At 41.4% G+C, this 21,513-nt stretch carries 10 protein-coding genes and 1 riboswitch; of the genes, 1 reads left to right on the top strand and 9 read right to left on the bottom strand.

What is annotated here, in order from left to right; genetic code table 11:
* Window positions 1–8: 8 nt before the first annotated feature.
* Entirely contained in the window at window positions 9–1,661 is a 1,653-nt protein-coding gene (locus G596_RS0103865) for an aminoacyl-histidine dipeptidase (protein ID WP_022760525.1), read from the bottom strand.
* Window positions 1,662–1,900: 239 nt separating this feature from the next.
* Between G596_RS0103865 and G596_RS23445 the strand changes: the two genes are divergently transcribed.
* Entirely contained in the window at window positions 1,901–3,367 is a 1,467-nt protein-coding gene (locus tag G596_RS23445) for a methyl-accepting chemotaxis protein (protein ID WP_022760524.1), read from the top strand.
* A gap of 86 nt (window positions 3,368–3,453) precedes the next feature.
* On the opposite strand, the gene G596_RS20785 is transcribed toward G596_RS23445, so the two are convergent.
* The 8 genes from G596_RS20785 to G596_RS0103820 form a co-directional block, all read right to left on the bottom strand.
* Window positions 3,454–4,104, bottom strand: coding sequence for a sortase (locus G596_RS20785; protein ID WP_022760523.1), 651 nt, complete (start codon window positions 4,102–4,104; stop codon window positions 3,454–3,456).
* 107 nt (window positions 4,105–4,211) lie between these two features.
* Complete coding sequence (locus G596_RS0103850; protein ID WP_022760522.1) at window positions 4,212–5,405, bottom strand: Cna B-type domain-containing protein; 1,194 nt, start codon at window positions 5,403–5,405, stop codon at window positions 4,212–4,214.
* 6 nt (window positions 5,406–5,411) lie between these two features.
* A complete protein-coding gene (locus G596_RS0103845) occupies window positions 5,412–6,290 on the bottom strand; it encodes a class C sortase (protein ID WP_022760521.1) in 879 nt (292 codons plus the stop codon).
* Window positions 6,291–6,535: 245 nt separating this feature from the next.
* Entirely contained in the window at window positions 6,536–7,975 is a 1,440-nt protein-coding gene (locus tag G596_RS0103840; protein WP_022760520.1) for a SpaA isopeptide-forming pilin-related protein, read from the bottom strand.
* A gap of 114 nt (window positions 7,976–8,089) precedes the next feature.
* Complete coding sequence (locus G596_RS0103835) at window positions 8,090–12,766, bottom strand: Spy0128 family protein (protein WP_022760519.1); 4,677 nt, start codon at window positions 12,764–12,766, stop codon at window positions 8,090–8,092.
* A gap of 34 nt (window positions 12,767–12,800) precedes the next feature.
* The gene (gene lepB, locus G596_RS20780) at window positions 12,801–13,484 is read right to left on the bottom strand and encodes a signal peptidase I (RefSeq protein WP_022760518.1); all 684 of its coding nucleotides are present in this window, start codon (window positions 13,482–13,484) and stop codon (window positions 12,801–12,803) included.
* A 147-nt stretch (window positions 13,485–13,631) separates the two neighbouring features.
* On the bottom strand, window positions 13,632–14,699 hold the full coding sequence (locus tag G596_RS23440; protein WP_022760517.1) for a hypothetical protein: 1,068 nt from the start codon (window positions 14,697–14,699) through the stop codon (window positions 13,632–13,634).
* Window positions 14,700–14,864: 165 nt separating this feature from the next.
* Window positions 14,865–21,029: a Cna B-type domain-containing protein gene (locus G596_RS0103820; RefSeq protein WP_022760516.1), complete on the bottom strand. Its 6,165-nt coding sequence runs from the start codon at window positions 21,027–21,029 to the stop codon at window positions 14,865–14,867.
* Between the two features lie 91 nt (window positions 21,030–21,120).
* Window positions 21,121–21,200: riboswitch (cyclic di-GMP riboswitch) on the bottom strand.
* Window positions 21,201–21,513: the final 313 nt, after the last annotated feature.

Genomic DNA, 21,513 nt, shown 5'->3' with positions numbered 1-21,513 from the left:
GTATGAAATTACAGTGCTTTAAGTACCTCACACAGGTACTCCCAGGTTCTCTTTGTAGAAGCAACGCTGAGTTTCTCACCTGTAGAATGAATATCCTGCATATCAGGACCTATTGAGACACAATCAAGGCCATCGATTTTTTCGGAAAACAGACCGCACTCAAGTCCTGCATGAATAGCTTCAATTCTGATATCCTTTTTATAGAGTTCCTTATAGACCTTGGCCATTGTATCTCTAAGCTCAGACTTCTCAGCATATGCCCATCCGGGATATTCTCCGGTGACTTCAAATATTCCGTTAAAGCCCTCGATTATTATCTCCATCTTACGGATAAGAGCTTCCTTTGCGGGAGCAACCGAACTTCTGACAGAATAGTCAAGAAGGAAGGCCTCATCCATAGTTCCGGCGCTCTGGCTCGCAGCGCCTTTTCCTTCAACCGCTCCGGTCTGACTGCTTACTATCTTCAGTATGCCCAGATTCAGTGAAGTCTCAACCAGACCTTCAATGGATGAACTCATTGACTGAACACCGTAAGGCATAGCACATATGCATCTTGCGAGTTCTATAACCTCTGCGCACGGAATAACTCCTGAAACCACTTCTCTCTTCTCATGAGTCTCCGTAAAGGTATCAACACTTGAATCAAGATTTACGGATGCCATATTTGAAATATCGGTCTTTTCGGGCTCGAGAGTCTTTTCATGTACTTCTTCTACAACAATTGAAAGTCCCGGATCTCTGCTTCCAAGTTCTGCCTTGAAATCAGCTTCCACTTTATAAGCAATTGAAGACAGTTTTCCGAAAAGTGAGAAGAAAGATACATCAGGTCCTACAATATTACCGTGCATCTGAGAGGCCAATCCCATAAGCAAAAGCTCAGCCTCACAGTCTGTAGCAATCGCGTTGTCGGCAACACCGCCGTTAAGGCTTATAATACCAACCTCGAGAGCATCGGTTATCTCGAGAAGAAGTCTGCCCATGATCACATTGGCATTGCCGCGGCCTTTTCCTATCATTTCACCGGAATGTCCACCCTGAAGCCCCTTAACATGTATCTTAACCTTTATTCCGCTCTTATTCTCTCTTGTCAAAGGAAGATATCCATGAAATCTTGCGCCACCTGCACAGCTTACGATCATCACGCCTTCTTCCTCGTTGTCGATATTTATCATCCTCTTACCTTCGATGTCATCGCATTTAAGAGCCATTGCTCCATCCATTCCAACTTCTTCATTAGTAGTAATGATGACTTCAAGGGGCGGATGCGGAATCTTTTTGCTGTCAAGAAGCGCCAGACAGTAAGCCACAGCTATACCATCATCTCCGCCAAGACTGGTCTTATCAGCCCATACAAACTCCCCGTCTGTTTTTACATCAAGTCCGTCCTTCTCCATATTGATCTTTGCGTCTTTTTCCTTAACCGCAACCATATCCATATGTCCCTGAAGGATAACCGGAGCATGCTTCTCATAGCCCTTGGTTCCCGGCTTTTTTATTATTACATTAAGATCGTTGTCCTGACGAACGTAAAGGTCCCTGTCCTTCGCAAACTTTACAAGAAAACTGCTGATCTTCTTCAGATTTCCCGATCCATGTGGAATTCTGCATATTTCCTCAAACCATTTAAATACCTCTGTGGGCTGTAATTTTTCAAATGCCATTATATATACCTCTCATCTCTATATTAAATATTTGTTGAGCAAACGCTAACATCTAAATATATCATCTACCATAATAACACACTTTTTATTTCCTGCCTTCGCAGACGATGGTTTTATCGTTTTTTTATTATTTTTTTAATCCCTTTTCAGTAAATTTGCACTGGGTGCATGTTAAAATCAAAATGATATATAGTGAACATTTAACATGCACGAATTAAGCGTAGCAGAAAGGATGGCCTATGAATGCACAACAGTACAGGCGCGCCAATAAAGTCAGTTTTATTGTTTGTATTATCATTATTGCCAGCGGCACAGTTCTTGCATTGAATAATCTGCTTGGTAAAGGACAAACGCTTGGTGTTATAGCTATAATTATCAGCGCCATATTCGGCATACTTATGGTGGTTGCAGGCAATTATAAATATCCCGAAGTAAAAAAGGGATCAGTACTTATCATGGGCGGTGCTACAATCTTCTACTTCGTTTTGCTTATCGCGTCCGATGATCTGATTTACTTCGCATTCGGACTCCCAATTCTGATCAGCAGTATGATCTATTTAAATATCAGACTTTCCCGAATTGGTATTGCTGCAATAACCCTTTCCTTTGCAATTACCTGCATCAAGGCTCTTGCCTCAGGCAAGCTTTCTCTTGAATATGTACCTCCGCTTATTACTCTTGCTCTTGCATTCATCACAAGCTTAAGTGTTGTAGGTCTTCTTACCAACTTCAACAATGAAAATAATGATAAAATCAATCGTCATGCTGAAAAGTCGTTGAAAACCGGTAATCAGATGGCTGAAATAGCTAATACAATCACCGATCTTTTCAACAACTCACAGAGCAACTTATCCAGCCTTCAGGAGATCATCGAGTCTCAGCAGTCCGGGATGAATGATATAGCAAGCAGCATGGAAAGCACCTCACAGGCCATAAGCCATCAGGCCGACAAGGTTCAGCAGATTCAGTCCGAGACACAGACCACAGAAGAACACACACAGGAGATGTCCCGTGTATCAAAACAGACCCAGGATACGGTTCAGGAAGGTGTGAGGGTTATCGAAGAACTCAAGGAAAAATCACAGAATGTAGCTGCTACCAGCCAGGTTACAGTAGAAGCAACTCAAGCCGTTATCAATAAGGTTGAAGAAGTCCAGAAAATTGTTGGCGCTATCATGTCAATTTCCAAACAGACTAACCTCCTGGCACTAAATGCCAGCATTGAGGCTGCCAGAGCAGGTGAGGCCGGAAAAGGATTTGCGGTTGTTGCTAATGATGTCCGCGACCTTGCAGGCGAAACCAACAACGCTTCAACCGAGATTACAAGAATCATAAACGAGCTTACCGAAGATGTTCAGAAAGCTATGGCAAGTATCGATGACAGCATTTCATCCGTAACAGAGCAGAATGAAATGATTGAAACCGTAGGAAACAATTTTGACAGTATTAACGCAAATGTAACGGATATGCTTAACAGATTCAGTGATATCGAGCGAGGCATGCAGACTATTGCATCTTCTACCACTGAAATAAATGATGGAATCAGTAATTTGTCCGCAACAAGCCAGGAGGTTGCCGCTCTATCCAATGACGGTGCCCGGGCTGCCGATACAGCTGTAAGTCAGTTTGATGACTTCAAGGGAATACTTCTCGAGATATTCCAGCAGGCAAATAAACTGCAGGATATGCAGACAGATAAGGATTGATACATCAGATAATAATCACTGCAAGGTGTATAAAAAATCCGGTTCGAGAAAAAAACTCGAACCGGATTTTAATATTTATATCTTCTTTATTGATTTTCATCTGCTGAAATAGCGTCTTCTATTTCCTTGGTTATCTCGTCTCCGGAGCCCGGTGCTTCAACCTTAACAAAATCGCATCTTACAGTCACACGGCTTGCGCCTCCGATGGTACAGGTAAATACTGTGAAATCCCAGGTTCCTTCATCCATCTTGTCGACTTCATAGGTTCCTATGTCCTCAATATAGGTAACCTCGTAGTAGTACTTTCTTCCATCTACATCGGTCACAATGATTGTATCTCCTGCAACCAGGTTTTTCAGATTACCAAAATGCCTCTGATAGTTATGTCCCGCAACAATCAGGTCGTTCTCATATACAGAACCCTTATATCTGCAGGGTGAAGTCTTGGCATTCACGGAAGACCACTCTGTCTGTATCGGAAGTCTTATGTCAATAGTCGGGATATCAATTATTCCTATAAAGGACTGTCCATTTACATCAACTGATTTCATCGGTCCCGTAGGATTCATATCAATAGGAGCATTTGTTACCTGTGCCTCAACCCCTTCAAGGAGCCCCGCTGCACTTACTCCGGCCTCAAGATCCTCGTTCTGGTTATGCACTATGATATTAGCGGCAATTCCAAAACACAGGAATCCCATAAGGATCATTATTCTACCTTTTGTAATTATTTTCATGTTAAGCCCACCTTTTATTCTTAAAGCAAGCCCCCATTATTTGTGTCATGTCCAAATCATCTTAGGACTATAAACACTTTTTTCTACCTTATCTCCAGCTGTCAGATTTATTTTCTGTGCTTCTCACTTCTAAATCCAAAGACTATAAGAAGTATACCCAGAATAGCAAGTACAGGAATCGGCCACCAAAGCTGTCCTGTCTGAGGAAGTCTTCTTGCACCTAAAACCTCGGGAAGCTCTCCGATAAAGTCTCTGATAGCTCCAAGTACATCAGGCGTATCATCCGGTGTCGGATTATTCGGTGTATCCGGGTTTTCCGGTGTCTTAGGTGATTCCGGATTATCAGGTTTTGTAGGTTTACTTGGCTTGTTCGGCTTATCCGGTGTTTCAGGAGTTTCAGGATTCTTAGTATTTACAACAATGAATGAATTCTCATTTCTTGAAACATTTGAAGTATAATCATCGGTATTCATTACTTCTTCTACCGTAAAATTATGCCCCTTTTCATATTGCCAACTGTACTGCCAGTTATTTTCATTTGAAAGATCTACAGTCTCGAGAAGGTTTCCATCACAGTAAATCTTAACTGTAATTGACTTTGGTCTGTCCTCTCCGCCGTTATCAATCCACTGCTTATACACACTGAAAGGTTCCGGATCATCTTCAAGGTGAACAGCCTCTCTTTTGGGAATAGCAATTACATCATAGGATGCATTTGACCATGTTCCGTCCCATCCGTTACCCTGATTCTCTTCGAGGTTGTTAGGCCCCGGAACTACTGAAAGGAAATCCCAGTATTTATACTGAATCTGATCAATTACAAGCGGATCACTTATTCCAAGATAAAGACCCTTATCAACTTTTCCGAATTTTGCATAACCTTCTGCATCGGAAGTAGCTGTATAACTGGGCTGAACACCATTTGCCGCGATACATTTGCTCGCCTCTGTAATGATGTTATTCCACTTATCCTGGTCTGCTATTGAATACATATCTTTAATATCAAGCCCAAGACTGTCAAAGGGTGATACAACAGTAAACTGACCTGTCTCAGATATGGATGCAATCTTGTAGGCTTTAACGTTAACTCCTGCCATCTTTCCATACTCAGGAATATCTCCGTAGGAATTAAAGTAGTAGTAAACCGACAATGTAGCGTCCTTATTCATGTCAATGGTACCAAGTCCGTTGTTATTATTCGAACTTGCACTCGCTACCACTCCCGGAAGCAGGAACATCGCTGACATGCTAAGCGCCGCAGCTCCTACTATCAGTTTTTTCACCTTCTCAAAAATCTTCATAAAAACTTACCTCAAATGTCTGCGTAAATCCTCTACTGTCGCAGATTTTTTCTTTTTCCCATGGTCTGATGTACTAATCACAAACCAAATAAACAGAACTAATATTATCGGTCCTGCGATAAACGGTGCAACAAGAAGATTATTTATCTTTGTCGCATCAGCAGGTACTATAAGCCTTGATTCTTCATTATAATCAACACGCCTGCCCCTTACGAGCATTCTGTGAGTGTTTACACCGTAAGGTGTACACGTCACCAGCGTGACATAGTCTTTGTCAGGATAAATCGTCAGGCTCTGCGTCTCCTCAGGAAGTACTATAGAAATATTATCAACCTGATATGCAAAAGTCTGATTCATTATATGCAGAAGGAAGGTATCTCCTTCTATCATCTGATCCAAGTCAGAAAAAAGTTTAGCGGACGGAAGTCCTCTGTGTCCGGACAAAATCGCATGTGAGCCTGTTGTTCCGGCCGGAAGCGATGATCCCGGTATATGTCCGATGCCGACCTGCAAAACAGATTCGGTAACATCGTGATAGATTGGCAGGTCAACTCCAAGCTTTTCTATTTCAATATGTCCCATTACTCCGGTTCCGGTGGGATCAAGTATTGAATGGTACTCTGCCAGTTCTTCTTCTGATAAATTAAAATTCATTCCGCGAGAAGCAATTTTCTCATTATACTCTTGAGCCTCATTCCAAAACTTCTCGTAGTCCGCACTTGTTAAATCTTCCAGAGCCTCAGAATATGTATCAATGGCTCTTGTCTGGTTCTTGGTATTAATATAATTACTTACGGACGGATACAAAAATATACCAAGTCCAACAACAAATATTGCTGTAAATATGATGTTTGGTAATTGCTTAGCAAAGCCCTTACTCTTCATAATTTTTCCGTCCAAATTTACAAACAATCGATAGTCAGTCAGGCTATAAAAGCCTTCCCCACAACAAAATTCTCCCCCTTATTCCTATAAAGCCCCTCCGAAATAATATATCTGTATCCCGGATCGGGCGGATGAGCCCGAGCCGGTGTACAGTATGTTTCTATATATATTGTCTACAGAAACAAGATTCAATTATTCCAGTAATAAAATACGTGTAATAATCCCTCTACTTCAACGAACTTGAATTACTCAGCGTCAGCCTTTCTGCGTACTACGAAGAATACAACAGCTGCTACGATGAGAAGTCCACCGATGATGTAGAAAATTGTTGTACCGATACCACCTGTTGAAGGAAGTGTAGCACCGCTATAGTTTGCAATCTCTCTGAGATTCGCAGGGTTGCTGACAGATCCATCAGTTCCTAATGTATCGTCCTCTAAATCAAGGTTGAATACTGCATCATCACCTGCAGGAAGGTTATATCCTTCAGGAGCCTTTGTCTCTCTCAGCTGATAATTCTTGCCATCCTCAAGACCACGAATAATGATCAGACCATTAGCATCAGAAACAACTGTTGAAGATGCATCAGCTTCATCGCTGGGATAATATACACCATTGTCATGCTTAACCACTTTAATCTCTGTTACTTCTTCTCCATTTACCATCTCAAGAGTAAACTCAGCGCCTGCAAGATTAGCATTTGTAACACCATCATACTTATGAGCACCGGTCTTCTTTAAGCCATAAGGAACCTCATCCTTTGTAATGTAATTACCATATCTAAGCTCTGCTTCGTTCTTTCTGCCTGTATCAACGATAGCATCCTTAGTTACTCTAGCCTTGAAAGTGATTTTACCTGCCTGAGAAGCTGGTTCTGTAGATGTTGTTTTAGCAAACTTAAAGCCAAAACTATATCCTTCAACAGCATATTCCTCATAAGAAGTTGAAATACCAGAAACTTCAGGAGTTCCAACTAATTCAAGACCGGAAGACATCTTATCCAAAACTATAATATCTTCACTTGTGTTGTAAGGTACAGTAACATCAATGCTATATTCAATAATGTCTCCAACCTTAACTACAAGTTTATCGTCTGAATAATCTCCTACGTTCTCTTTTCTCTGTTTCTTATCAAGAGTAGGATAAACATTCTTCTCTTTTACAGTACCACCATCAACAAATGTGTTAGCGATAAGCTTTGTACCAACAGATGAAATAATAAGATAGTATCCGTCATCGCCTACAGGAATTTTTGTCGCGCCTGCTGTAGCCGGTACATTAGTTGCAACTGCAGTAAATGCGTTTGTACTAAGCTTCTCCTGAATAGCCTTAGCTAATGCATCTCCATCAGTTCCTGTAAAGTTTGCAAGATATCTTGTCTCTCCGTTTACTGATACCTGTGAAAAAGTAAAACCGATCTGCTCAAGAACAGCTTTCTGATTAGTGTCTGTTACATAATATGTATACTCATTATTGTCTGCTTTCTCAGCACTGAGAATCTTATATACAGTGTAAGTCTGTGCTTCTACTGCAGCTTCATCCACGCCTGTCTGAGTAGCTGAAGAATCTCTTGTGATTGTGATGTCAGCAGCATTTGCTGTCATTGCGGAACCTGCAGTAAATGTTATGGAAAATGCCATAGCACCGGCAAGGATTCCTGTGATAAATTTCTTTAAACCTTTCATGTAAAACCTCTCTCCTTTTGTCTTGAATCTTGTCTGTTTTAGACGTTTTTTAGTTGCTTTGTTACTACTTATATCAGGTGCAAATGAGCACCTTGTTAAAATGCTTTTAGCATTTTAATCCTTTTTTCTGCGGCCAAAGAGCAATGCTCCTGCTGCCGCTGTTATCATAACAATTCCGATTATCATGAACGGAACCGTTCCCATGCCGCCGGATGATGGAAGTACATTTACAACAAGTATTCTGTTCGTAATAGTTGCATTTCCATAACTGTTTCCATCTCCAAGACTCATTACGAATCCCGGTTGAACAGAATTGTTATTGTATTTGTAGGAAATATCATATGTATCATATGCTTCTTCCTCAACAGTGTACTCATAGGTATTACCCTGAGCATCGATGATAGGAAGTCTCTCCTCATTCCAGGTCCATCCGTTTTTATCAGTGAGCTGAATGGTTTTATAAACCTTCCAACCATTATTATTTCCGGCAATCCTCTGCTTAATGTAAGCTGTAATTTCCTTAGGTATTACTTCTCCGTCATTAGATTCGGGTTTAATCCACTCTTTCTTGACTGTAAGAGTTCCATACGCTGTGTTATTAAATACAACCTTGCTTGTAGCATTTGAGCACCTCACCTTATAAGCTGATGTGTCAAGCGCACCTGTCTTCGGATTTGTTCCAAGGTAAACCTCACAGGTTTCTACAAGCTGTGTGCAATTTTCATCCAGGTAATAATAAACATCCGCACCAAGATAATGGAATTCTTCCGTCTGATTCGTCGAATTAGGTATACCCGGATTAGCAAGCTTCGAGTATGTATAACTCTTAGTGAAATAGGTGTCCTTCTTACCAACAACAACTACAACATAATATGCCTTGGTATCATAATCCACCCCGGAAGCATCACCTTTTTGCTCCGTAATCTTGTACTTGTATGTACCCTCGTATCTGTACAGGATATTTCCGAAATCAGCTATAGCAACGCCATTTGTCTGTTTATCCTTACCCACTGTCACAGTATTATGCTCAGGCATAGGTTGAGGATCACTGTTTGAATACGGCATTCCCTCAGAATTTGTTATATTGTATCCCATAGGTGTAATTTCAAAGGTGAATTCCATATCATCAAGCCAATTACCACCTAAAAGATTCTTAGTAGCCCTGATAGGAGCAAACGGAGGACTGTAGTAATTTGATATCTGTACAGTTTCTGTAGCACCACCTACATGGACATTTTCAGGCGGATTGTAACTCTTATTCTGAACATTTGATGAGAAAACGGCTCTAAAGTTATTTCCGCCGTCGCCCATGTATTTGCCACCTTCAGAGTCAACTGTAACCGCATAATGCGTAACACGTGTCAGCTCTGCGTCCTGCTTAACAGTGATTGAATCATTTGAAGGATCATACTCGAATGTAAGTCCATCTCCAACCTCTGTAACTGTATAAGTTCCTGCAGGAAGGTCAAATATAGTCCACTGCGCACTGTCGTTATAGACGACTCTGTATTTGATATCCTGTTTAGTCTTTTTATCCTTCTTAGGCTTATGCTTAGAGGTGTATTCATAAGCATAGTCTTCTTTTCCGGCACTTCCTACAAAGCCCCTAAACCAGATATATGAGTCGTCTCCCTCTCTCTGCAGTTTGAAGTAAACATTCTGCAAGATTGCAGAATTTCTGTCTTCTCTTACCTGCTTTTCTCCAAACTCGTTAACAACCATCTTATGAATACGAAGGTTACCCGTCGCACTGTCATGAACGTTGTTAATGCCGATACTTGCCTCTTCATTGAGACGCTTTCTTACTGTAAGCTTATGTATTTCCTTCTTCTGGTAAATATAGTTTGCAATAACAGCTCCGGGAACTGCTCCATTATCAATAATCACCTTAGCCTCAGGAGCAAGGAATGTTCCTGATACTGTATTCAGAGAAAGCGTACCCTGATAAGGAAGTAAATTATTGTTGCTGTCACGCTGCAATGGATTGATGATTATCTGATTTGCAATCTCATTCCAACCCTGTCCCGTGGGAATTATATTTCCCGCAGCATCTCTTACAGCGAACTGCGTGATATCATAATTACCACCACAAAGTGTAAGATCAAGATTTATTACAAGAAGCTTATTACCAAGATCGATACCATATCTTGTCAAATAGTTATTAACAGTATCTTCATCCAGTGTATTCTTATAAGCTTTTGTAACATCCTTTCTAAAGCCATCACTTGTTCCAATAGCATTTATAACTATTACGTCATCGCTACTCTTTAAAAGAGCAAGCTGTTTAGAAACATTCTTAGCTGTATCAAGTAGCTCTGATGCTTTATATACTTTTCCTTCATAAGTCTTTCCTTTACTGTTATTAGGGAAAGAGTACTCAGTATAAGAGCCATCTCTATTCTTAACAACAACCGTATTTCCATCGATTGTCTTCAGTGCATCATATAAGTTTGTACCGGTCTCATTGCTCTCAACAAATGAAGTACTGAATGTTCTGACTATATCCTTGTCACTTTCAGTAACGAACGCATTTGAGTCATACGTTACGGTAAATTCAGTATTATTACTCTTGAAAGTACCTCCGTTAGGAACTATGTTTCCACTAGCCGGATCAATCTCATACACATAAAATCTTCCATATGATTTCAGTGTTTCTTTACTAAACGCATCTAATAGACTAACCGTTTCAGATTGACCTGTAACATTTATTCCGAAATATCCAATATTCTTTGGATTGGTATTCTTCTTGGTATATTCCTCAGAATATAAACCGAAGTAGAAAACACCGGGTTTTGTGGAGTATTTTGTAATATTGTATCCATCATAGGAAACATGTGTATAAACCTCTGAAGAATTACCAAAATCAATAATTTTCTTCAAATGATTAACAGCTATGTTAGCCTCGATGTCAGCATCTCCGGATCCCTCGTAAGTATCTGCTACAGCACCAAACATTGTGCTGTCACCAAGAGACCTTACAATCTCATCCGCAGACATTGTGTTCGTTCCTTCCCAGGAAATGATATTGCCCCACAAATAAACCAATGCATATGTTGAGAATGATCCTGAATCAAATGAAACATTATCTGATTCTTCTTCGAACTCAACCTCTACGTTGTTTTCTTTTTCATCAAGGACTTCTACTTTAACATCTTCAGCAGTAAAGTCAGTTGCTTCACTCGTAGCATCTACATTTTCCATAACAGCTTCGGAAATAGGCAGATGAACAATTGAGACATCCTCGGGCTTTACAAATCCATTGTCTTCTGAAATAGGTTTCTCATTCAGCTTCATGGATACTGTAACCGCACCTGCCTCAGGCTGATATTCAACCCCGTCAAGTTTGAAAGCTATGTCATAAAGAAGAGTATTAGTCTCATCGAAAGTCTGAGCTTTTTCTTCCTCATTACGATCTGCAATCTTATCAGCATTGTCATTCATCGCCTTAAGATATGCATCATAGTTATATCCTTCTGTCTTAGCATTGATCTCGGTAACACAAAGCTCTATGCCTTCAGGGAAAATACCCTGTGAGTTCATAGTCGCAACAACTGTTACCTTATCATCAGAATATGTAAACTCTGTCTCTGTACTTGCCTTGTAATATGTGAGGATTATCTCAGCATCTTCATTTACTGTAATGATCTGTCCGTCTTTAGTTGTTAACTCGTAAGAAGAAGCTTTGTTTGCACCCTCAGCAGCATTACCATCAGAAACTGCTGCATTTTCTCCAAGTACAGCCTTTATTGATGTGATTTTCTGATTGTTATAAGCAGCGCCAATATAGAAGTAGTTCTCGATAGCTTCAACATTTTCTTTCTTTGAAATGCCAAGCTCTTCACCTATATTAAGCTTAGTTGCTTCTCTGAGTTCTGCTCCATCCTTATCAACATACTTAGCAGTAAGTGTTATATCGCTTTCTACTACCAGCGCATATGTAAGAACTACCGTCTTGTTTTCCTTTATGGAAACAACTGTTTCATCTTCAGCAGTAACTTCGTAATACTTGTGATCGTTTGCGTCCTTCTTTGCTACGATCTTGGTGATTACTGTTCCGTCGATTGCAGCATTTACAAACTCATAACCTTCCTGCTTGGGAGCTTCGGTAGTAAAGTCGAGGCTCTCGGAAAGGTTGATCTCTTTTTCGTCAGCAATCTTCTCGCCAGCTTCATTCACATAAGAAACTGTGAGAACAACATCCTCTGTAAGCTCGATGTCATTGTTGCTAGCAAGCAATGAATTATCTTCTGTATTCTCAGTCTGCTCTTCAGTTACAGCTTCCTCGCCTGCTACGTTCTCTTCTGTGCTTTCACCCTCAGTAGAAGCATTTACTTCTTCTGTAACAGCAGTCTCTTCTGTGCTCTCACCTTCATTTGAAGTTTCAGAATTCTCTGTATTTTCTACATTCTCAGTCTCTGAAGCACCTGTCTCACTTCCAGCGGAAGCCTCTTCACTTGTATTTGCGCTTTCAGCTTCTTCACTTGAAGCAGATGCATTCTCCTCAGAGCTTTCACCTTCTTCACTATTTTCTACAGGAGTCGCGTTTTCTGTGCTTTCTTCTTCGTTTGTAACTCCGGCTTCTTCAGTTCCCTCTTCGCTGCCTTCACCGGTAAGCACCATTCCCACATCTTCTGCGGTCTCCTCAGATACTGCGGATGCCGCTTTATTAAGGGCATACATTGTTGTGCAGGTAACAAGTAGTGCTACAACAAGCATCACAGATATCCATCTTTTTAAGAAAATGTGCTTTTTTACAAACCCCTCAACGCGATTGTTATCTAGATTCCTCATTCTTTCCTTCCCTTAACCTGTTCTCCATCCCGTTTTACTGCAATTCCGGCTCTTCCATGCTTTCATTGCCGGTGCTGGCCTTACTTTCAATTCCCCCGAAATCCTTAAAAGGATATATCCTGAAAAACACTCCGCCAATCAGCTGTTCTGCGGAAACGCATCCAACTGTGGTGGATCTTGAATCAATCGAAACCGATCTGTGATCTCCCAGAACAAAGTACCTCTTATCCGGTACCTGATACGGGAACTCAACCTTGTCGCCTTCTCCCATTCCGGCAGCATACTGACTCGGATCCGAAATATACGGTTCATCAAGTTCTACGCCATTGACAAATACCTTGCCGGTCTCGTCAATGTTGATCCAGTCTCCCGGAGATCCAACAACTCGCTTAACAAGCACCTTGTTATTGTAGTAAAAAGCGATCAGTTCTCCTGTTTTGAACTCAGAATAGTTATTCGCTATTACTATCTGTCCTGTCTCCAGAGTGGGAGTCATGCTGTCACCGGTAACCTTAAGAACTGTGATAAAAAAGCTTGATACAAGTACCGATAGCGCCGCAACAACTACGATAACCACAAGAGTATTCCTTAGGGCTCTCTTATAGTCGTGCTTTCTGTATTCGCGCTTAAGCTCTGCCTTCAGTTCATCCAGCGACGGTTTATTCAATTGATCATTTGGAGTTTCTTCGACTTGGACTTTTTTGATTTCCGTATCCATATTACTCCTTGTTTAGTCCAGGCTAAAACGCACTTGAATAAATGCGATTCAGCGGGTAGCTTTTTCATTATAAGTGAGGTACAAATTTTTATGTTTACGAAATATGAAATGATTTATTCATAATTCGTACTTGACAGCGTTGATTACTCATGCTTCATCCGCAGCGGCGGGGTTTTCAGTGGTGGTTGAATTTTCAGTTTCCTCAATTTTTTTTGCTTTTTTTGATTGAGTTTTCTTAACCTCAGCTATTTCACCGCTTTCAGCCTCATCATCTGTCTTAGTTTTCTTGGAGGTGGCTTTCTTTTTTGTGATTGAGTTTTTTTCGGCTGTTGTTTTTTTAGTTGTTGCTTTTTTAGTTGTCGATTTTTTAGTCGTAGTTTTTTTCGCTGTCGTTTTCTTTACGGTTTTCTTTTCAGTTTTTTCATCGGCAGCTTCCGAAGTCTTATTCTCATCAACATCAGCTTCAACTAACTCTTCAGGGTCAGCGGCCTTTTCAGCTGCCTCTGCCTTCTTAAGAGTTCCTGAAAGTCTCTTAATCCTGAGCATCTCCTCGGATTCGCCCTTTTCCTCAGGTTTAAATCCGCGCTCAGCTTCTGCTATTCTCATAGCCTCTATCTTCTTTACAGTCTCTTCATACTGCTCTGCGGCCTTCTTGGCAGCCTCAAAGAAGCCGTTTATGGAAAGCACCGCCTCAGCAAGTGTGCCTGCATCTTCTATCTGTTGTAACTTCTTCTCTTCCTCAGCGTGAAGGGCATCTCTTTCTCTCTCAAGGCGTGCATGAAAGCCCTTGAACTCTCTTTCATGCCTGGCCCTTAGTCCCGTGATATCCTTTTGGAAAAGTGCCTCTGCCTTTGCCTTCTGTTCATTGAATTTTTCACGCATCTCAGCCTTCTCTTCGTTGAAGCTGTTAAGAAGCGCAGCTCTTTCAATGGCGGCCTGCTGCATATATGCTGCCTTCTCCTTTGCGTACTGGGCCTGAAGTTCTTCCTTTTGCTGCGTGAATTTGCTTCTCATCTCAGCCTTCTCTTCATCGAACTTGGCCAAAAGATCCGCTCTCTCGTCAGCCATCTGCTGAAGGAGCTGTTCTCTCTCCTTGTCGAACTGTTCCTGCATCTCCTTCTCGTGGGCTCTTATTGCCTCACTTTCTTCGGAAAATTCAACAAGCATCTGAAGAAGTTCTTTTCTGTTAAGTTTTCGTAATTCTTTCTGTGCCATGGCTCACCTCTATGAACACCAATCTTTGATCGCAACAATTATTAGATTATGACTTAAAGAATACATTACAAAAAACGCATACACATTATAGCCCAGTGCTATTATTTTCGTAATAGTCATTTTTGACTATAATTTATAAACTTTTTAACCAAAAGTATAATTGTACTACAATTTTCTATGTCCGTACTTCTTCAGCAGCATGATGGCCAGGCCTGCAAAGGCAAGCATAATAAGAGCCAGTCCGCCAAGATAATATCTCATCGTGCCACTTCCACCGGAATTAGGAAGTGTATAACCTCCGCGCTCATTTACTACTTTAAGCTTAATGAACGGGAAATTGTTTCCCGAAACATAGGCAAGGTTCCAGGTCGTCGTACCCTGACTTCCTCCGTTATTCCTATCCGTAAATCCACGCGCATACCTGTAATCGGAGAGTTTTGTCACATTATTGTAATTGTAATCATAGTAAGTACGCAGATTACTGTCGGGATAAGGATTTCCGTCTTTATCACACTCACGGATATAGTATACATACTGCTGCTCCGCATCATGCTTTCTTTCAACCGCAACCTCATAAGTCCAGTCATTATCTGCAGATAAAACAATCGCTGACTGTATTAGTTTTATACCATTTATACCGCTTGATGCATCACCCTGATATGCTCCGTCATCGCCGGAGTTTCGATAGGACTGATAAAGGTTTACGAAAACAGCACCAAAGCTCTTTGCACTTTCAGCAGAAACAGGCTGACCGTTTATTGTCCACTCCTTCTGAATTATGAGGTAAGGAGTATTGTGGAGAACAAACTGTGTTGAGCCATCTTTTGCTTTCTCAGTATATTTGTCGGTAAGCTTATATCCGTTTACTGTCGCTCCGTTCAAAGTAAGCTCTGTTTCCTGGCCTTCATACATACAGTACTCTCTTACAAAGTACTCTATCTTGTTGCCCTTTGAGTCATAAGCCGGCATATCCTCGAAAACTATCGGGTTGGATCTTCCTGTCCATACGCTCGGATATCCGCCTCTTCCGCCAAGTCTTTCCTTCTTTGAATCAGCGGTTGAATTATCGGATACGCTAATGGTCTTGGTTCCGACCAGTGTCTCTTTTCCATCCTCTTTCGAATAGAGCTTAACTATTACATCGAAAATGTTATCAGGTGTCCAGGAATCCGTAAGCGGAGGTCCCACAAGTGAATCCCATTCCTTCACAACATAAATATCCGCACTTGCACCGGTCTTATTTTTAAATGCCACATCATCATCTGTCACTTCATTTGTGCAATATGATGGCGCCAGAGAATTATTGGCAAATAATGCATCAGTATCCGAGGACTCATAAACTTTGTAATAGTGAATTTCAGCTGTGCCTATCGCTGTATAATTCACCTTTGCAATTATTGCACCCGGATCCATCGTGCAGGTAGTTTTATTGTTTTCGTCGCACTTACCCTCTCTGAAGAGGAAGTAGTAAGTTCCGCCAACCTTCATTTCCCATGCAGCTGGATCGATTTCATAATCAATTGCTTTTCCGTTATTTGCGACCCAGTTGTGATCCGGAAGATATCTTCCCTTACAATCGCCTGTCTCTTCATCATACATCCTTACCCAGAAGTAGTACTTCTCGGTTCCGGGATCCTTTGCATCAAGAAGCTTGTTCATATGCAGCTTAAGAGACATTCCGGTATTGGTAATGCTTACTTTCCTTAGTCTCTCGCATCCTGTGCTCGAATCCTTATAGTTTTCCGTGATAGTAGTTACCTTCTTACCCTCTGTCTCAGCATCTGATGAAAATCCCTCAGGAATCAAAGTCTCTTTTGCATAGTAAACTATCGGCTCTCCCTGGGAATCAAAGGCAGGAAGTGTCTTCCAGGTGTATGTCCATGCCGTGTCAGCACCTTCAACTGTAGGCGTAATATTATCAGTTACCACAACCGGCTCAATACCTGTTGCCTGATCCTGGATATTTGCTGAATTCATCCAGAGCTCTATCTTTACCAGACTCTTATCCGGAAGATTTTTCCCATCAAGTATCCAGTTCTTTGTAACCTCAAAGTCTATTACCTGAGTATTGGTTATTGTTACTTCGCCGCCGTTACCGTCAACAAGCCCAACTCTCTGCCATGAGCTTCCGCCATAGGTAGACTTCATATTCGGAACCGTAGTGCTGTAGCTTACCACATATCCATTTGAAGCTTTGCTTATTCTCACATCTCCGCCCGGAAGTACTGCACTTTGCCCGTCCGAATACTTAGTGACATTATTAGCATCAGTGTCACCATCGTCATAGAGAAGCAATCTGTGGTCACCGGCATTAAGTCTTGCAAGAATTGTATTGTAATCCAGCACGTTGCCGTAAGCATCTATCGCATTTACTTCTGCAACCCTGTAGATAATAGGACTACCCTTTGCAGTAGCTGTTGTCAGGTCTGTAATTGTTTCAGTCCAGTTATTCTCCCAGCTGAGCGTTACTAATCTGCTTTCTGAAGTAATATCCTTACCACCTGCACGTCCGCATACATACACATAAATGAACGGATATTTAAAGGAATCGTAGTTCCAAACTTTCTTAATCGTAAGACTTCCGCCCTTGGTGTTATTGAAAGCGATATCATCATCATAAACACGGTGTGCAGTATTGCAGTAATTAGGTGCCTGAGAAGGATTCTGAAGAACATCACTGTATCCGTAATATACCTTCTTTTCGCCTTTTTCATCCAGTATAATCTTACCTTCCGTGTCCTCCTCATACATCGGAACGCGGTAATAGTTTATTTCCTGCTTCGCCGTACGATAATCCTTAACCTTCACTAGGATGAAGGATCCGTCCTTAGTGTAGGGCGAATTGTCAGGAAGTTTATTTTCTGTAAATCTGAATACATAGGTCTGTCCGACAGTCATATCCTTAAGATGATCATTTAGAGATATATCCTCAACCTTAAAGCTTATGTTGCTGCCTGCGTTTTTAATATCAGATTCAACCGTATCCCATCTGGTTTTATTGTCAACAAGTCTCTCCAGCTTGAAGGAGAATGTTTCCGTCACATTTTCTTTTGAGCCGTTGATTTTTTTAATAACATTAAATTCGAGTGATCCGCCTACTTCGCCTTCGCCGTCGCTGATTGTAACGTTGCCTTTGAGCGTAAGGTATCTCTGAACAGTAATCTTATGAATCTCACCGCTTGCATGATTTACAGTACTTCCGATGATTGTTCCGACGTGGTTACCGGATTCGTGCTTGACGTATGCCGAAGGCGCAACAATCGTGCCGGAGGTTGTCTGAAGAGTAAGTGCTCCTGTATAGGGCACATATTCGCCGTTAACCTTCTGAACAGGATTTATAATTATCTGATTTGCGACTTCTTCCCAGTCCTGACCGCTCTTCGAGCCGTTCGCAATAAACTGGGTTATTGCATAACCCTTATCTACAAACCTTGTAAGATCAAGATTTATTACCAAGAGCTTGCCGCCAAAACTAAAGCCTCCGTTTTCGGCTGTAATCCAGTTCTGATCTTTTCCGAGGGCATTACCCACATCTTCCCTGAAGTTTCCTGTTGTCGCCTTAATATTCACAACTTCAACCGAATCATTGGTCTTTATATATGCCAGAGATTTTGATAATGAATATGCCTGCGAAAGAAGGCTTCCAACATTTACAGGATAAGGACTTGTTAAAGCCTCATCCTTAACGTCGTCTCCCGTTTTCCTGTAAACCTTGTTCTCATTCTTTACATAGAGATTGATTGTCTGTCCATCCACTTTCTGAATGACATACTGAGGAGAATTACCATTCATGTTCTCTACATAGTTATCGCTGAATTTTCCGATAAGGGAATTATCTCCTTTGCCGTTATCCGTAGAAACATACTTTGCTGAATCAGTTATAGGCTTACCCTGAGAATCAAGCTCAAACACGAAAAGATTAGTATACTGCTTAGCATCTACAGGAACGGTATAGGTTCCGCTTCCACCGTTACTGGTAACATCTATGCTGAAAGTATGAACCGGATTACCCTCAGCCTTGGAATTTGAGTAAATCGCAAAATTATATCTTCCGGCTCTTGATGCTTTTCTTGTAACCGTGAGGTCAAATCCGCTGATGTGAGTATAAACATTCGTAGAATTACCAAGTGCATTGCCTGCGGCGCCACCTTGAAGATTTACAACGGCAACGTTTCCTTCAGAGTGAGTAGCTAGCGCAAGATCATTTGCAACAACGCTGAAATAAATGTTATCGCCAAGTCCCTCTGCAATCTGGGAAGATGACATGCTATTATTTCCGGTCCAGGTATAGGTTCCGTTGATAGTTATAGCCCAGGCTGAGAAGGAATCTGTTTCAAACTCAACACTGTCCTTGTCTCCTTCAAGATTTGCATTGCTTTCAGGCATAACTTCGATGGAGATATCTCCTGAGGAAATGTTTGTAGCTTCCTCAGTTGAATCAACATTCTGCATTACTTCCTCGGATACGGGCATGTGGATTACAGTTACGTCCTCCTCATTTTCTGCGCCGAGATCCTCTGAAAGCTGATTCTCTATAAGCTGCATGGAAACAGAAGCTGTTCCCTCTGCAGGCTGATACTCAACGCCATCCAGCTTGAAGCAGATGTCATATATAAGAGTATTGGATTTGTCATAAATCTGAGCCTCTTCCTGTCCGCTGGCAGAGGCAATGCTTTCTGCATTCTCGTTCATAGCCTGCAGATATGCATCATAGTTGTATCCGCCGGAATTCTCATTAATTTCGGACACTACAAGTTCCACTCCCTCCGGAAGTGATCCGGGATTGGAGAGTTTAACTGTAACAGTTACCTTGTCATTGGTTACAGTGAAGGTATCCTGAGTATTAGCATTAAGATAAGTGAAGGAAATCTCGGAGTCCTCTGTAACCTCGATAGTCTCACCTTCAACAGTAACAACCTCATAGGTCTTATATGTGGTTGCACTGCCTTCCTCTATCGTTCTGGTTCCATCCTCAGCTTCCACGATTATCACAATATTCTTTCCTGTGGAAGATGTACCTGAAGCTTCGGAAGTTTCACTATCAGCAGCTGTTTCATTAGCTGCATCTTCCGCTGCCGTTGCAGAACTGTTTTCAGAAGAATCGCTCGTTTTCTTCTCCGTCAGCTCGACAGACTTGCCTTCTTCGATGGCCTTGTCGATCATTTCATCAGTGATGTCTTTTTCAACAATGTTTACCGAAGCTACTTTCTTATCCTGATAAGTAACCTCCTTAAAGAAATATCCATCTATCTTTTCAGTCTCTTCCGCCTTGGAGAGATCAAGATTTTCTGTAAGCTCAAGTTTCTGGTCTTCCTTGATATGCTCGCCTGCAGAATTTACATAAACTGCGGTAACAGCAACATCATCGATTATTACCTTTGATCTCTTGCCTTCGATCTCTGCCACCTCCTCTTCGGATTTAAGATAGGTGATTACAAGCTTAGCATCGGAAGTGACATCATAGGTATTTCCGCTTTCATCGGTAGCTTCGTAATACTTAAATCCGCTTTCTTCGCCTTCGGATTCAAGTCTTTTAACAGTAATTCCGGTTACAGGCACGTCATCAAGGGCTGCACCTACATAGGTGTAACCCTCTATTTCACGCACATCGCTGCTTCCTGCTGTAAGATCAAGTCCCTCTGAGAGGTTCATCTCTCTTTCATCAGCTACAGCATTTCCTTCCTCATCCTTAATAAGTTCGCCTGCTTCGTCAATATAAGAAACTGTGAGTCTGACATCTGCTGAAAGTTCTATACTATCAGGTGCTTCCTCTGCAAGCTCCTGTGTTGTTTCTTCGGTTGTCTCTTCAGCATTTTCGTCTTCTATAGTCTCTTCAGAGCCTTCCTCTATACTTTCATCATTTCCCTCTTCTCCTGAAGTCTCCTCATTTTCCACAATTTCCTCAGAGCTCTGTTCGGAATATTCCTCAGCTTCTCCGGCATCAGCAACATATTCTTCCTGATTTTCTGCGGACTCCTCGCCGCTGCCTTCTTCGGTATATTCCTCCTCAAAAGATTCCTCAGATGACTCCTCGAAGGATTCTTCTGCAATCTCTTCACCGGACTCCTCACCGGATTCTTCCTCAGAGCTCTCCTCTGCGGATTCCTCTTCACCGCCCTCAGGACTACCCAGAGCTTCGGGATTAAGGACCATACCAACTTCCTCAGCTCCCTCTTCGGTAACAGCTGAAGCCGCCTTATTCATGGCATATAAAGTAACGGTAGTAATCAGAAGACCGACAACCAGCATTACTGAAAGCCACCTTCTTAAAAAGTCGTGCCTTTTAGCATAGTTTTCTACTGTATTTTTTCGGAAATACCGCTTTGCCATAAATATCCCTCAAAAAAGAACGCCCTGTTTGAAGCTTCTCAAACAGGGCAAATCATCACTGCGAATTTAACCGCGCTCCTAAAATAAAAGCGCAGGCAGCTGGCTGTCTGAAAAGCCTCAGACCCTGTAGCTTTGCGTCACTACCTCACGATAGCTTTGCCCTGAATTCCATCCATATTAAACTACGGACTAAAAAGTCAACCTGTTTGGAAAACTTTTCAATCATAATTGAAACACATTTTCACGCGTTTCGCTTATTTTATGATATTATATTTGATTTAAAAAATCAACACTAAATGTCATTTTTTAAATGTTTTTTTCATATTTTTCCATTTTTATGATCACTTCTCTATCTTGTACTTTACCCTTACAAGCCAGTATTTACAAGGATTTACATACTTTTTTCCCAAAGAATTTATGCTTGTTTATAAAGTTTATTCTAGGTTAATCATTCTTTCAAAATGTACGAAATTTGAAAGTTTTT

It is taken from the genome of Butyrivibrio sp. AD3002 (assembly GCF_000420905.1).
In the GTDB taxonomy this organism is placed as follows: domain Bacteria; phylum Bacillota; class Clostridia; order Lachnospirales; family Lachnospiraceae; genus Butyrivibrio.
This window is presented reverse-complemented; position numbering and strand designations above follow the sequence as displayed.

Coding starts and splice junctions, on each gene's coding strand:
- G596_RS23445 (WP_022760524.1), top strand. CDS start 1,901: ATGAATGCACAACAGTACAGGCGCGCCAATAAAGTCAGTTTTATTGTT.
- G596_RS20785 (WP_022760523.1), bottom strand. CDS start 4,104: ATGAAAATAATTACAAAAGGTAGAATAATGATCCTTATGGGATTCCTG.
- G596_RS0103835 (WP_022760519.1), bottom strand. CDS start 12,766: ATGAGGAATCTAGATAACAATCGCGTTGAGGGGTTTGTAAAAAAGCAC.
- G596_RS0103820 (WP_022760516.1), bottom strand. CDS start 21,029: ATGGCAAAGCGGTATTTCCGAAAAAATACAGTAGAAAACTATGCTAAA.
- G596_RS0103845 (WP_022760521.1), bottom strand. CDS start 6,290: ATGAAGAGTAAGGGCTTTGCTAAGCAATTACCAAACATCATATTTACA.
- G596_RS0103865 (WP_022760525.1), bottom strand. CDS start 1,661: ATGGCATTTGAAAAATTACAGCCCACAGAGGTATTTAAATGGTTTGAG.
- G596_RS0103840 (WP_022760520.1), bottom strand. CDS start 7,975: ATGAAAGGTTTAAAGAAATTTATCACAGGAATCCTTGCCGGTGCTATG.
- G596_RS23440 (WP_022760517.1), bottom strand. CDS start 14,699: ATGGCACAGAAAGAATTACGAAAACTTAACAGAAAAGAACTTCTTCAG.
- lepB (WP_022760518.1), bottom strand. CDS start 13,484: ATGGATACGGAAATCAAAAAAGTCCAAGTCGAAGAAACTCCAAATGAT.
- G596_RS0103850 (WP_022760522.1), bottom strand. CDS start 5,405: ATGAAGATTTTTGAGAAGGTGAAAAAACTGATAGTAGGAGCTGCGGCG.